This is a genomic window from Pseudomonas sp. TE3728, from assembly GCF_056279145.1.
The window spans coordinates 4,317,168-4,330,562 of sequence record NZ_JBWBQT010000001.1; the positions used below are offsets into that span (position 1 = coordinate 4,317,168).

General features: G+C 59.8%; 10 protein-coding genes. 4 read left to right on the forward strand and 6 right to left on the reverse strand.

The genetic code is table 11. From position 1 onward, the window contains the following. Positions 1–222: 222 nt before the first annotated feature. On the forward strand, positions 223–2,103 hold the full coding sequence (locus ACZ89R_RS18975; protein WP_429544942.1) for a methyl-accepting chemotaxis protein: 1,881 nt from the start codon (positions 223–225) through the stop codon (positions 2,101–2,103). Positions 2,104–2,258: 155 nt separating this feature from the next. Here the strand turns inward: ACZ89R_RS18975 and ACZ89R_RS18980 are convergent, their stop codons facing one another. The 5 genes from ACZ89R_RS18980 to ACZ89R_RS19000 form a co-directional block, all read right to left on the reverse strand. After that, the gene (locus ACZ89R_RS18980; RefSeq protein ID WP_429544941.1) at positions 2,259–2,729 is read right to left on the reverse strand and encodes an SRPBCC family protein; all 471 of its coding nucleotides are present in this window, start codon (positions 2,727–2,729) and stop codon (positions 2,259–2,261) included. 29 nt (positions 2,730–2,758) lie between these two features. Next, positions 2,759–6,193 carry a non-ribosomal peptide synthetase gene (locus ACZ89R_RS18985; RefSeq protein WP_429544940.1) on the reverse strand — a complete coding sequence of 1,145 codons (3,435 nt, stop codon included), beginning with the start codon at positions 6,191–6,193 and terminating at the stop codon, positions 2,759–2,761. 10 nt (positions 6,194–6,203) lie between these two features. After that, positions 6,204–7,136, reverse strand: a complete 933-nt coding sequence (locus ACZ89R_RS18990) for a diiron oxygenase (protein WP_429544939.1) — start codon at positions 7,134–7,136, stop codon at positions 6,204–6,206. Further along, positions 7,133–7,909, reverse strand: coding sequence for a DUF3050 domain-containing protein (locus tag ACZ89R_RS18995; protein WP_429430364.1), 777 nt, complete (start codon positions 7,907–7,909; stop codon positions 7,133–7,135). Before ACZ89R_RS18995 ends, ACZ89R_RS18990 begins: the two co-directional genes overlap by 4 nt. Before the next feature lie 686 nt (positions 7,910–8,595). After that, positions 8,596–9,285 (reverse strand): GntR family transcriptional regulator, encoded by a 690-nt coding sequence (locus tag ACZ89R_RS19000; protein WP_429544938.1) that lies wholly within the window; start codon positions 9,283–9,285, stop codon positions 8,596–8,598. 199 nt (positions 9,286–9,484) lie between these two features. On the opposite strand from ACZ89R_RS19000, the gene lapG reads away from it, so the two are divergent. The 3 genes from lapG to ACZ89R_RS19015 all read left to right on the forward strand — a co-directional run bounded on the left by lapG (position 9,485) and on the right by ACZ89R_RS19015 (position 12,868). Beyond that, positions 9,485–10,177, forward strand: coding sequence for a cysteine protease LapG (gene lapG / locus ACZ89R_RS19005; protein WP_429544937.1), 693 nt, complete (start codon positions 9,485–9,487; stop codon positions 10,175–10,177). 14 nt (positions 10,178–10,191) lie between these two features. Continuing rightward, a complete protein-coding gene (lapD, locus tag ACZ89R_RS19010) occupies positions 10,192–12,138 on the forward strand; it encodes a cyclic di-GMP receptor LapD (protein ID WP_429544936.1) in 1,947 nt (648 codons plus the stop codon). Between the two features lie 457 nt (positions 12,139–12,595). Then, positions 12,596–12,868 (forward strand): DUF6124 family protein, encoded by a 273-nt coding sequence (locus ACZ89R_RS19015; RefSeq protein ID WP_429544935.1) that lies wholly within the window; start codon positions 12,596–12,598, stop codon positions 12,866–12,868. A gap of 117 nt (positions 12,869–12,985) precedes the next feature. Here ACZ89R_RS19015 and ACZ89R_RS19020 read toward each other — a convergent pair whose 3' ends face one another. Next, positions 12,986–13,324, reverse strand: a complete 339-nt coding sequence (locus tag ACZ89R_RS19020; protein WP_007896114.1) for a hypothetical protein — start codon at positions 13,322–13,324, stop codon at positions 12,986–12,988. Positions 13,325–13,395: the final 71 nt, after the last annotated feature.

Here is a 13,395-nt window from a genome sequence, read left to right on the forward strand (position 1 = left end):
GAGCAACCGTCAGTAAACACCCCTACTTGGGCGCTCTAGCACGCCGTTCGGCGGGTATCTGACGGGTTTCGTACAAATCCCTAAGATTTCTCTCGCTCGTGCCGACAGATTGGTGAGACATGCGTGCACCAAAGTAGAGCGGCCCAAGAATGCCGTCTGCACGGTTACATGGAATGTTGAAACCGGAACGCATCCCCACTTTTTGCATAAGAAGCCCATGAAATGAATCTCAAGTTCAGCCATAAAATCCTGCTGGCCGCTTCAGGCGTCGTGGTGCTGGCTTTTGCGTTGTTCACTTTGTACAACGACTATTTGCAGCGAAACACCATTCGGCAAAACCTCGAGTCATCCGTTGAGCAAGCCGGCGAGCTGACCGCCAGCAGCGTGCAGAACTGGATGAGCGGCCGGGTGCTGGTCCTGGAAAATCTCGCGCAGAACGTCGCTCATCAAGGCGCCAATGCCGATTTGCCGGGGCTGGTCGATCAACCTGCCCTCACCTCGAACTTCCAGTTCACCTACGTCGGGCAGGCCAATGGTGTGTTCACCCAGCGCCCTGACGCGAAGATGCCGGACGGCTACGATCCGCGTCAGCGTCCCTGGTACAAACAAGCCGTGGTCGCCGACAAGACCATGCTGACCCCGCCTTACATGGCAGCGGTCGGCGGGTTAGTGGTGACCATCGCCATGCCGGTGAAAAAGCAAGGCGAACTGCTGGGCGTCGTCGGAGGCGACTTGAGTCTCGAAACCCTGGTGAAGATCATCAACTCGGTGGACTTCGGTGGCATCGGTCACGCGTTCCTCGTCAGCGCCGACGGTCAGGTGATCGTCAGCCCGGACAAGGATCAGGTGATGAAGAACCTGAAAGACATCTATCCGGGCTCCAGTGTCCGTATCGGGAAAGGCAATCAGGAAGTAGAACTGAACAAGCAGGACCGCATCCTCTCGTTCACGCCGGTGAGTGGTTTGCCAAATGCCGAGTGGTACATCGGTCTGTCGATCGACAAGGCCAAGGCCTACGCACCACTGAGCCAGTTCCGCACCTCGGCGCTGATCGCGATGTTCATCGCCGTGACCGCCATTGCAGTACTGCTGAGTCTGCTGATCAGCGTGCTGATGCGTCCGCTGACCACGATGGGTCGTGCGATGCAGGACATCGCTCAGGGCGAGGGCGATCTGACCCGGCGTCTGGTGGTAGAAAGCAAAGACGAGTTCGGCGAGTTGGGCGGCTCTTTCAACCAGTTTGTGGAGCGGATTCACGCGTCGATTTGCGAAGTGTCCTCGGCGACCCGTCAGGTTCATGACCTGTCGCAACGGGTGATGGCATCGTCCAACGCTTCGATCGTCGGCTCCGACGAACAAAGCGCCCGCACCAACAGTGTGGCTGCGGCGATCAACCAATTGGGCGCCGCCACCCAGGAAATCGCCCGCAACGCCGCCGATGCTTCGCAACACGCCAGCGGCGCGAGCGAGCAGGCCGATGACGGTCGTCAGGTGGTGGAAAAAACCATCCTGGCCATGACCGAGCTGTCGCAGAAAATCAGCTTGTCCTGCACGCAGATCGAAACCCTGAACGCGAGCACCGACAACATCGGCCACATTCTCGATGTGATCAAAGGTATTTCCCAGCAGACCAATTTGCTGGCGCTCAACGCGGCCATCGAAGCGGCCCGTGCCGGTGAGGCCGGTCGTGGTTTTGCGGTGGTGGCGGACGAGGTGCGTAACCTTGCTCATCGCACCCAGGAGTCGGCGGAAGAGATCCACAAGATGATCAGCTCGCTGCAGATCGGTTCTCGCGAAGCGGTGACCACGATGAATGCCAGTCAGGCATCCAGCGAGCAGAGTGTCGAAGTGGCGAACCAGGCCGGCCTGCGTCTGGTCAGCGTGACCCAGCGCATCGGCGAAATCGACGGCATGAACCAGTCGGTGGCCGCAGCGACCGAAGAGCAGACCGCTGTGGTGGAAACCCTCAACGTCGACGTCAACCAGATCAACCTGTTGAACCAGCAGAGCGTGGCCAACCTCAATGAAACATTGAAGGATTGCGATGCGCTGTCCCAGCAGGCCAATCGGTTGAAGCAGTTGGTTGATAGTTTCAAGATCTGATTGAGGTCAGCTCTACCGCGTTATCGTTCAATCGCGAGCAGGCTCGCTCCCACATAGAATTTTCCGTGATCACAACATTTGTGAACGACTGAGAACCCCTGTGGGAGCGAGCCTGCTCGCGATAGCGGTGTACCAGTCACCGCTGAACTGAAGCCTTAAACAAACAGCTTCAACACGTTCCCCATCGCATCATTGGCAAACCCCTGAAGGAAATCCTTGAACCCCGGCAGGGCTTCGGCACCGCCCTGAGCCGGTTCAGCGATGATGGTCCAGATAGCCCGCGATTTGTCTGCGCCGATGGATTCCACCCTCATCGCCGCCCACAAATTGCCTATGCCCAAGGTGTTGTAGATGAGGGTCCAAGTCATGTTCAGTGCCTGGTCGTCCCGAGAGTTGAGCTGCTCGACCACCAGGTGGTTGTCGTCCTTGAAGAATTTCTTGCGCAGTGACGACACGCCTTCGCCGGTCATCTCGATGTGCGACAGCGCCGGAATGAATCGATCGAAGCCGGCAAAGTTACCGACCACCGCCCAGACTTTCGCCGCATCGGCCGGTACTTCCACCGAAGACACAACGTGGCAGCCGTGAGGATTTTTGATCAGGGTATCGGGTTGCAGAGTATTCATGGTTTTGCTCCGTGCAGGGTCAGGGTGAATCAGATGAAGTTGATTTCTTTGAGGTAGTCGCAGCCGCGCCGCAGCAGCGCCGGGGATTTTTCCGGGTAGTGCGCGCCCATCTGCCGCACGCCGGCCTGGGCGTTGTCGTGGCCGATCATCGAGATGTCGCCGATGTCTTCTTCGAAGCCGTTGAGGTAGAAACCCAGCACGCCAAACAGCGCGTTTTCGCTATCGACGCGGCTCAGTTGCTGCTGCCAGTCGGCGACGCTGACCATGGCGAATTCCCGACCGGTCTCGCGAAATGGCGCCACGTAGGCGTTCCAGCTCAGCGGCTCGGGGTTGTGCAGATTGAATACGGCTTTTTCGGCCTGGTAACGGCTGGCGTGGAAGGCGATGAAACGGGCGAGGAAATCCACCGGCATCAGGTCGAAATTCAGCGCCAATTCCGGCACCTGGCCGAGCTGGATCGAGCCCTTGAGCATCAGCATCAAGCGATTCTTGTGGGGCTGGCAGACGCCGGTGAGGCTGTTGAAGCTGATGTTGCCGGGGCGATAAAGATTGACCCGCACCCCACGCTCCCGCGCTCGTTCGAGGATCCGCTCGCCGACCCATTTCGACAGGTTGTAGCCGTTCTTGATGTAGATCGGCGGTGTCTGCGCGGCGGGCAATTCCAGGACTCGGCCATCGTCGGAAATCGTGCTGGACGCCGAGAGCGTCGAGACGAAGTTGAAGATCTTCTTGCTGCGCCCTTCACACAGTCGCAGGCACTCGAAAATCGGCTCGACGTTATCCCGCGCCAACGACTCGTAATCGAGGACGTGATTGACGTTGGCGGCGTTGTGCACCAATGCGCCGAAGGTGCGGTCGATGCGTGCGTAAACGTCGTCCGGCAAACCCAATTGCGGTTGGGTGATGTCGGCGGCGTAAACGCTGACCCGGCTCAGGTCCAGATGGGTGAGACGGTTATCCCGCAGGGCCTGGGCGAAACGTTCGGCCGCGCTTTGTCCGCCGGATTCGCGCACCAGGCACGCGACCTCGGTGGCGCCCCAGGCCAGCAAAGCCTCGACGATGTGTACCCCGAGAAAGCTGTTGGCGCCGGTCACCAGCACTTTATGCACATCACCGCACTGGCTGACCGGCAGCGGATCAAGGTTGAGTTCGGCTGCGGCATCGATGAAGGCCTGGGGGCTGAGTGTCGAAGCTGCGCTTTGCTCGGGGCCATCGAGCAGCTTGGCGAGGGTCAGCAACGTGGGCGCTTCGATGAAGCGATTGATCGACAGGCTGCGACCGAACACCTGGCGGATGCTCAGCAGCAGCTGCGACAGCAGAATCGAATGCCCGCCCAGGTTGAAGAAGCTTTCATCGGTGGCGATCTCCTCGACCGGCAGCTCAAGCAATTCGGCCCACAGCTGGCGCAATTGCATCTGCAACGGGTTCTGCGGCTGGCGCCGCTGACTGGCGACCTGGACCTGTATTGATGTCGCGAGCAGAGCCCGTCGATCGACCTTGCCGTTACTGGTGTAAGGCAGGCGTGGCAGTTCAATGTAGGCGCCGGGGTGCATGTAACCGGGCAGCGCGTTTTGCACATGCTCGCGCAAGGCCGAGAGGGCGGTGCCGGGCTGCTCTTCCCTGGGGTGAACCAGGTACGCCAGGATCCGCCGCCGTTCATCGACCACCACTGCCACCTGACGAAACAGCTGGCTTTCGCGCAGGCAATGCTCGATTTCCTCGGGCTCGACCCGAAAGCCCCGGATCTTCACCTGGTTATCACGACGGCCACTCAGCTCGATCCCGTCGTCGGTCCACTGGCCGATATCGCCGGTGCGATAAACCTGCAACGCCTGCCCGTTGGGCAGCGTCAGGTTGAGGTAGCGCGCCGCCGTTAGCGCCGGGTCGTTCAGATAACCCAGGCCGACGCCCGGCCCGGCGATATACAACTCGCCGGGTGTGCCTTGAGGCACTGGTTGCAGTTGCTCATCCAGAATCAACACCCGGGCATTGGCGATGGGGATGCCGAGATTGCGATTGCTATCGCCGACGAAAAATTGCCGCGTGGTGGCCAACACCGTGGTTTCGGTCGGGCCATAAATATTGTGGAATCGGCATTGCGGTGCGAGCTGCGCGATCACGAACGGCTCGCAGACATCGCCACCGGTAATCAAGTGCTCAAGGCCCAGCGGTGCTTGCAGCGGCATGACGCTCAGCAGCGCCGGTGGCAGGAAGGCGTGGGTCACTTGCTGCCCGCGAATCAACTCGACCAATTGCTGTGGATCGCGGCGCTGGTCGTCGCTGGGCACCACCAGTCGCGCACCGTGGATAAAGGTCGGCAGGATATCCAGCAGCGACGCGTCGAAATTGATGGTGGAAAACTGCAACGACCGACTACTGCGCTGTAACCCGACATGGTCGGCGTACCAAGCGCAGAAATGGCTGAGGTTGCGATGGCTGAGCAACACGCCTTTGGGCTGGCCGGTGGTGCCGGAGGTGTAGATCGCCACGGCCGGTTCGTCGATGTTCACCGTGCGGCGGATCAGCGAGGCCGGGAGGCCGGGCTTGGGCGAAGGCAGACGGCGAATGTCCAGCATCGGCAGCGAGACGTCGCCCAACTCGCTGGCGCCGTCGTGCAACAGCAGGTCTGCGTTGGCGTTTTCCAGAATGAAGCGCCGACGTTGTGCCGGATGCTGCGGGTCCAGCGGCAGGTACACCGCGCCGCAACCCAGTACCGCCAGAATCGCCGCGTACAGTTGCAGCGACTTGGGCAGGCACACGCCGATCACCACCGGGCGGTCGGTTACGCCGCGATGGCGCAGCACGTCCAGCATCGGTTGTTGCAAGCTCAGCGCCAGGCTGCGTAAGGACTTGTAATCGACGAGCAAACCATCGACCCACAGGGCCGGTTGCGTCGCGTCATCGAGCATGCGCTGCTCAATGCTGTGCATCACCGGCACTTGGGCGGCGGCCAGCAGCCACGGCACCGCAGGCGCATTGAGGCGGTGTTCGAAGGCCAGCATCTCCAGTGCATCAAGCCCATGCAATAGTGACTCGGCAGCGCCGACCTCCGCCGTGGGCCAATGATCGAAACAGGCCTCATCCCGGGAAAACTGGCTGACCAGCCGTGCGCCACTTTCGACGACCGCTGCCAGTGTGCGCAGGCGCAGGGACTGGCCGTTGCCGCCGCTTTCAGGAGCGATAACCTGCCGCCATAACAGTCGCTGCGCACCGTCGCGAAAAACCACCACCGGCTGCGGCAACGTCTCGTCCGCCAGGGCATCGAGTGAGACGCGTACCTCCAGGCGAGACCGGGCCTGGACGCCGTCGCACGGCGCCGTTCCGTCGTCGATCAACAAATCCACCGGGCCGTGACTGGCCGGCGATTCAATACGCACGACACCATGGCCGTGCAGTTCAAGTTCAAGGGTCAGATCAGCCATTGCCTGGCTGCTGCCAGACACTGCAATTTCAAGGCGTCTCATGGACGGATCCTCAAGGGGTCAGGTAATCGGCCAAGGCATCGCGCACGCAGGGGGAGGCGAGCATCGAACTGCTGCGAAAGAAGCGCGTGATGTTGCCCACCAGCGGATGAAACCGGTTGATGGGGTAGGCCAGCGCACTGGCGTCTTCACGCAGCGACTGGCGTACCGATTCATCGACGGACAGGTGAGCGATCAGCTCGAAATCGAACGCCTGCTGCAGATCGCTCGCCAGATACTGGGCGATGAAACCCGGCATCAATCGCGCTATCGCATGGCGGTCCTCTTCGGGGGCGGTGCGCCAGTAAATCTGCACCAGCCGCGTCCAGAAACCGGCGTGACGCCCCTCGTCCATAAGGTGGTCGGCCATCAAACCCTTGATCGAAGCCTTGACCGAATCGTCCCGGGCGAAGGCCGCCACTTCATTGGTTACGGTGTTTTCGGCAATGGCGATGCAGATCAGCTCTACGGCGCTGAGCAGGTGCTTCGGTGCCTGGGCCAGCGTCGCCGGTATCGCGCGGCTGAGTTCGATCTGCATGGGCAACGGGATCGGTGCGATACCGGTCATGTCGATGGTCTGCTGCATGAAATCCATTGCCACCAGTGCGTGGTAATCCTCGTCTACCACGACCGTCATCGCGTCGTAGCGGCAGGCGAACGGGAACTCAATGCCGAAGCTGTTCTTGGCGATGCGGCGGGCGGTGTTGTCCACCAGCTCGGTCTCGAAAATCACCACGTCGTTGATGAACTTGTAGAGGCTCTGCACCAGCACAAAGTCGCGCAGCTGCGGGCAGTGGCTGAGAAAGGTCTGGCTGTGGACCAGGGGTTGGCGGCTCATGGGGAAGATCAGTTTGTCGTCGTCTTCGAGCCGGCGCCGTGGCCGGGTGCGGATCGTGGCGCGGCTTTCCCAGGCGTCAGCGAAGGATTGGTAGTGGACGGCGTTCATGGCGTCACCTGCGCAACTGGTTGGGTCATGCTCTGACGCAAGCCGTCCCACAGGGCGGCGCGGCTTTGGACAGCGGCGAGCGCGGCGGCCAGCACTTCGGTTTCGCGCTGCGGGTCGCCATCGATCAGCCGTGCCAGCAGTTTTTCCGCCGCCGGGCCGTGGTCTTCGGAATCGACTTCGATGTGCCGTTGCAGGTAGTAACGAAACGTCGGGGCTTGATCCAGGCCAATGCCCCAGGCATCCAGCATGCGCTGGAACATCTGCGGAATGACGCTCTCACGACCATGCACGAACGCGGCAGCCACACTGTGGGCCGGGGCGTGCAGGGCGGTGTGCAGGGTCTGGCGAACGAACCGGGCCGCCGCCGGTTCAACCTCGACACTGTCCAGCGCGGTCTCGGGGCTAACGCCCTCCTGTTGCAACGCGATGAATCGCTCAATGGCCCGGGTGTCCGCGCCGACCTCTCGCATGGCGTCCAGATACAGTTCGAAGTGACTGCAATACCCCGCCCCCGGGCGGTCATCCGATTCTTCGCCCAGCACGATTTCGTTGATCAGGCGTGCAGCTTGCGGGTCCGCCGGCGGCAGCCAGGGCAGGTGGACACAAGTGAGTTCACGTTGCAGCCGTTTGGTCAGGGACATGAAGTCCCACACGGCGAAAACATGGCTTTCCATAAAACGGCGCAATAAGTTAATTGATGTTATTTCGGAAAAAACAGGGTGTTGACCAAGTTCGTGTTTTTTCAGAAAAAGTTGTTCTTTGGTGGGCTGCATATGAACGACCTCATCAATGTTGTTTGGCGGCAAGGTCACCCGCTTTTTTATAAAGACGAGCGGGCGCTTGAACCGAAATCCATGGAGTACCAAAGTTGTTTAAATATTCGCTCTGAATGCCCGTGCCGGCCTTGCAGGTCTTGCCTGGTGGGGATTTTCCGGAAGCAGGAGCGGTCGATAACGGCTCGACGAAGAAAAAACTAATACACGAAACAAGTAGGCGGCAAGCGATATTTTAATTATTTGAAGTGGGTGGTTTATTGGGCATGAAGTGGCCTTATAAAACTTTTTATATAAGTTTTATTCAGGCGAAGTGGCTCCTTCCGATTTGTATTCATCAGAATTGAATAGATTGAGTGAATGCCTCACTCAGAGCACTTCAGGGAACAGGGAATCAAGATTTGATGTTTTATGGGCGGGACATCGGTCGGACTTCCGATTATCCCGCCTGTTGGCGCCGCTCCTTGCGTATTGGCTTCGATTCGCCTGGTTTTCTGTCAGGCGCTGACTTCTTTTGGTCTGTTTGAATCGATAAACGCAAGAGTGAGCCTAAATCAATGGCAGTGCCATTGAACTGATGGCGGCGACCGGTTGCGCGCACGGCTTCGCCGCGCCAGGCAAGAGCGGAGATGGAGAGGGGGAATATTGTAAGGAAGTGATACGCCGGCCAGGTCGCCGGCGAGCGATCAACGTTTCGTCTGTTCCAGATACCGCCGCATGGTGGCGGAGGCTTTTTCCAGATGCTGCTCCAGCAACGCAACCGCTTTATCGATGTCTTTGGCCATCACGGCCTCGAGCAGTGCGCGATGGTCGTCTTGGGTGAGTTTACCCAGCCCCATGGACGACAGATGAAAGCGCAGGAAGCGCTCTTCTTCATTGAGCTCGCGTTCGATCAGGCCCAGAAGCTTGCGGTTAGGTGCCTTGTGGTAAAGCGACATGTGAAACAGCCGATTGAGCTTGCCGATCTCGGAGTAATCGGTTTGCGCTTCCAGTTGCTCGATATATTGGGCCGCCCGCGCCAGGTCGCTGTCATCGAGCAGCGGAATGGACAGGCGCAAAGCGAATGACTCCAGCACCGAGCGCAAGGCGTAGGTCTCGACCGCATCGTTGTCGATCAGCGGGGCCACCACGGCGCCTTTGTGCGGGACCACATTAAGCAGTGATTGCGCCTCCAACTGGCGCAATGCCTCGCGCACCGGCATGCGGCTTACGCCGAACAGGTCAGCCAGTTCCTGCTGGCGCAGGGCGGTACTGCGCGGCAGGCGTCCGTCCAGGATGGCCGCGCGCAGGGTTTCTTCGATCACCGAGCGTGCCAGATGAGCGGGAATCGGCCCGTTGACCTTGATACTGCTGAGAGGGCTAGGCTTCTGTGTCACAACAAACGCACCCTGATTGGCTGATAAATTCTGGATCCAAATGGACCCTAGTGACTGGCTGACAGGTTGTCAAACGGGCAAAAGATCGCATTACTTTAAAGTCTAGCGTGCTGACGGTGATCTCACCGTGCCATTGTTTTTTACCGGGCTAACCTGCACCATCAACCGACTTCCACCTGCCTACCCTGGATGCCTCGCATTGGCGGTACGTTTCGCGATCCCTCGGACTTTGCGCTGGCTAGGCTGCGCGCTGCTGCTGGCCGGCGTCATGCTCGGCGGGCTGCATGCCGACTGGGATTTTTCGTTGATCAGCCGCCGCGCGCAGGCATTGTACGGGCCTTTGGGTGAAGGGCAGCAGCGCATCGATGCCTGGCAGCAATTGCTGGCCACGCAGAAGCAGATTGGCGAGCTGGAACAGCTCAACGTGGTCAACCGGTTCTTCAACAAGCAGATGCGCTACGAAGAAGACATCGACCTGTGGCACGAGGTCGATTATTGGGAAACGCCGATCGAAGGCTTATGGAAAGGCGCTGGCGACTGCGAAGACTACGCTATCGCCAAGTATTTCAGCCTGCGCCATCTCGGTGTCTCCAGTGACAAGCTGCGTATCACCTACGTTAAGGCTTTGCGCCTGAACCGCGCGCACATGGTGCTGACCTACTATTCGAGCCCCGAGGCCATGCCTTTGGTGCTCGACAGCCTGATCGACGGGATCAAGCCTGCCAGCCAGCGAACCGATTTGCTGCCGGTCTACTCTTTCAATGCCGAAGGGTTGTGGTTGCCGGGTGCCAAGGGCAACAAAAAGGTCGGAGACACCAAACGCCTGTCCCGCTGGCAGGATGTGTTGAAGAAAATGCAGGCCGAAGGTTTTCCGGTCGAGACGACTAACTAGGAGCACGCGCTCAGATGTCCTTGTTCAAACAGCTGTTGATCGCTATCTGTCTGTTCCTGGTGGTCGCCTTCACCGGCAGCTTCATGGTCAGTCTGGAAAGCTCGCGTACCCAGTACGTCAACCAGTTGCGCTCCCATGCCCAGGACGCAGCCACGGCGTTGGCGCTGTCTCTGACACCGAACATCGATGACCCGGCGATGGTCGAGCTGCTGGTCAGTTCGATCTTCGACAGCGGTTATTACGCGAGCATCCGTGTGGTCGATCTGACCAATGACAAGACAATTGTCGAGCGCAGCGGCATCCCGGCGGTCACCAACGTGCCGGACTGGTTCGTCAAACTGATCGGCCTGGAACCGGCCGGTGGCGACGCGCTTGTCAGCCGTGGCTGGGAACAGGCCGCGCGGGTGGAGGTGGTCAGCCATCCGATGTTCGCGTTGGCCAAGCTGTGGCAGAGCGCATTGGGCAGCCTTGGCTGGCTGCTGATCTGCGGCGCGGTGAGTGCGGTGCTGGGCGCGTTGTTGCTGCGTCGGCAACTGAAGCCGCTCGATTACATGGTCAAGCAATCCCACGCCATTGCTCGCCGCGAATTCCTCAGCCTGCCGGAACTGCCGCGCACCCCGGAACTGCGGCGGGTGGTGCAGGCCATGAACCAGATGGTCGAGAAGCTCAAGGCGCTGTTCCAGGAACAGGCTGAACGCAGTGAAAAACTGCGGGCCGAATCCTATCAGGACAACCTGACCGGCCTAGCCAACCGGCGCTATTTCGAAATGCAATTGAACGCGCGAGTGAGCAATGCCGAGCAGGCCAGTTCCGGCTATTTGCTGCTGTTGCGGGTCAAGGATCTGGCTGGTTTGAACCAGCGGCTGGGCGGTCAGCGCACTGACGAATTGCTCAAAGCGGTTGGCGAGCAGTTGTCCCGTGAGTGCGCCAAGTACCCGGAAACCCAGAACCTCGTCACGCGCATTCGTGGCGGTGAGTTCGCCGTGCTGGCGCCGGGGCTGGTGCGCGAAGAAGCGCTGCAACTGGCGAGTAACCTCGACAGCGCCTTGGCGAGCCTGCATGCGACGGGCGCCACGGACGTGGCGTCGGTGGCTTCAATCGGGCTGGCGCCGTTTGCCCATGGCGACTCGCCACAAGCAGTGATCGGGTTGGCGGATCAGGCACTGGCCCAGGCGGAAAGTCAGGGCGAACCGAGCTGGGCGTGCCTCGATCACAGTGCATCGGCCCGGGTTGGCGATGACCACCATGCCTGGCACACCTTGCTGGATCAGGCGTTGGATCAGCAGCGTTTCGAGCTGTACTTCCAGCCGGTGGTGGCCAGCCACGACACGCAGGTGGTGCTGCATTACAAAGTGCTGTCGCGTCTGCTCGACGAGCAAGGTCAGACCATTCCCGCCGGGCGTTTCCTGCCGTGGCTCGAGCGTTTCGGCTGGACCGCGCGGCTGGACCGTTTGATGCTGGAACTGGTGCTTGAACAGATGGCCGACCATGAAGAGTCGCTGGCGCTGAACCTGTCTTCGGCGACACTGGCGGATCCGCAGGCGCTGAACAAAGTGTTCGAGATCCTGCGTCAGCATTCGAATCTCGGGGAACGACTGACCCTGGAAATCGGCGAAGAACAATTGCCCGAGCAAGCAGTGCTGGAGCAGCTGACGCGGCGTCTGCGCGAACTTGGGTTCTCGCTGAGCCTGCAGCGTTTTGGTGGACGTTTCAGCATGATCGGCAATCTGGCGCGGCTGGGGTTGGCGTATCTGAAGATCGACGGCAGTTACATCCGGGCGATTGATCAGGAGAGTGACAAGCGTCTGTTCATCGAGGCGATTCAGCGGGCGGCGCATAGCATTGATTTGCCGCTGATTGCCGAGCGGGTCGAGACCGAAGGGGAGTTGGCGGTGATTCGTGAGATGGGGTTGTATGGGGTTCAGGGGCAGTTGTTTGGTGAGCCTAAGCCTTGGCAGTGAAACTGATGCCGTCATCGCGAGCAGGCTCGCTCCCACAGTGAAATTGTGTCGTACCACAATCCTGCTTCACCTCCGATCCCTGTGGGAGCGAGCCTGCTCGCGATGGCGCCAGTGCAGACACCGATTATTCCGGTAGCAAAGTCCTAGGAGATTTCCTTCAAGTTGTAGCGGTTTTGGTGAACTTGTTTTGGCCAAAACTCAGGGCTAGTCTGGCTTTGTCACTGAATAATCGGTGACACGGACGTGCAAGTCCGACCAAACTGTTTAGGTAGCGTGCTGCCATTCCTCTCAATGAGCATTTCGATGTTCACTGCTTTATGGCGGCTGCGCGCAGGAGATCCTCGGATCTGCTGGGTGTCCTAAACAGTCCCGGTCTTGCACACCTGCGCACGGCCGCCACCCTATTCGCGTGCAAGCGAACGGTGACGGCTCCAACTTACTGTTTAGGGTATTTCTTATGTTCAAAGTAACTCCAAATCCGCCTGAGCCCCGCAAAGGCCACCTCTTCACTGTCTCCCCCGACATCGACACCGAAGCCCTTCTGGCCAACGCCTCCGAAGACTTGCTGTCCATCAGCGCCATCGCCGCCGACCTGGCGGACGATGTGGAAGGCTCACGGCGCTCAGTCGCCTTGGCCCTCAGCCGAATGGCCGATGGCGTGCAGTTGTTGGTGGAACGGGCGCTGGATCACCTTGAGTCGCCGCAGATGCAGGCTCGGGCCGAGGTGTAATTCAGAGCATTGTGGTGACGCGAAAAAAAAAGATCGCAGCCTTCGGCAGCTCCTACAGAGGAATGCGTACCCCTGTAGGAGCTGCCGAAGGCTGCGATCTTTTGCTTTACCGGGGATTCAGATCAACCCCGTCTCATCATCATCGATCAACTGGCTCAACCCGCCCAACGCTTCACGGGCCTGGGTCCGGTCCATCAGCTTGGCCTGCGCGGCGGCCGGCAGGTCGGTAACGCGGATCACGCCTTTTTGGGTCAGCACCTGAATCAAGTCGTCGAGTACCCGGATCATTTCCAGGTCGCTCTGCTTGAGCTGCTTGAGGCTGGTCTCAACCACTTCGTGGGCAAACCAGGCCTGGATTTCATGGTGGTCGGCCGGCAGCGTTTCCGTGGCCTCGGCGTAGGCCGTGGCTTCCACGCGCACTAACTGACCTTGCGCATCGCGTTGCACGTAAAACATTGAGCATCCCTCGGAAATGGACCAGCGTCGTGCTGTCAGCAGCATAGGCCAACGCAGGCGAGTATGCGGTG

What these genes read in the sequence shown, in the direction of transcription:
- ACZ89R_RS18975 (WP_429544942.1), top strand. Translation starts at nt 223, where the DNA reads ATGAATCTCAAGTTCAGCCATAAAATCCTGCTGGCCGCTTCAGGCGTC.
- ACZ89R_RS18980 (WP_429544941.1), bottom strand. Translation starts at nt 2,729, where the DNA reads ATGAATACTCTGCAACCCGATACCCTGATCAAAAATCCTCACGGCTGC.
- ACZ89R_RS18985 (WP_429544940.1), bottom strand. Translation starts at nt 6,193, where the DNA reads ATGAGACGCCTTGAAATTGCAGTGTCTGGCAGCAGCCAGGCAATGGCT.
- ACZ89R_RS18990 (WP_429544939.1), bottom strand. Translation starts at nt 7,136, where the DNA reads ATGAACGCCGTCCACTACCAATCCTTCGCTGACGCCTGGGAAAGCCGC.
- ACZ89R_RS18995 (WP_429430364.1), bottom strand. Translation starts at nt 7,909, where the DNA reads ATGCAGCCCACCAAAGAACAACTTTTTCTGAAAAAACACGAACTTGGT.
- lapD (WP_429544936.1), top strand. Translation starts at nt 10,192, where the DNA reads ATGTCCTTGTTCAAACAGCTGTTGATCGCTATCTGTCTGTTCCTGGTG.
- ACZ89R_RS19015 (WP_429544935.1), top strand. Translation starts at nt 12,596, where the DNA reads ATGTTCAAAGTAACTCCAAATCCGCCTGAGCCCCGCAAAGGCCACCTC.
- ACZ89R_RS19020 (WP_007896114.1), bottom strand. Translation starts at nt 13,324, where the DNA reads ATGTTTTACGTGCAACGCGATGCGCAAGGTCAGTTAGTGCGCGTGGAA.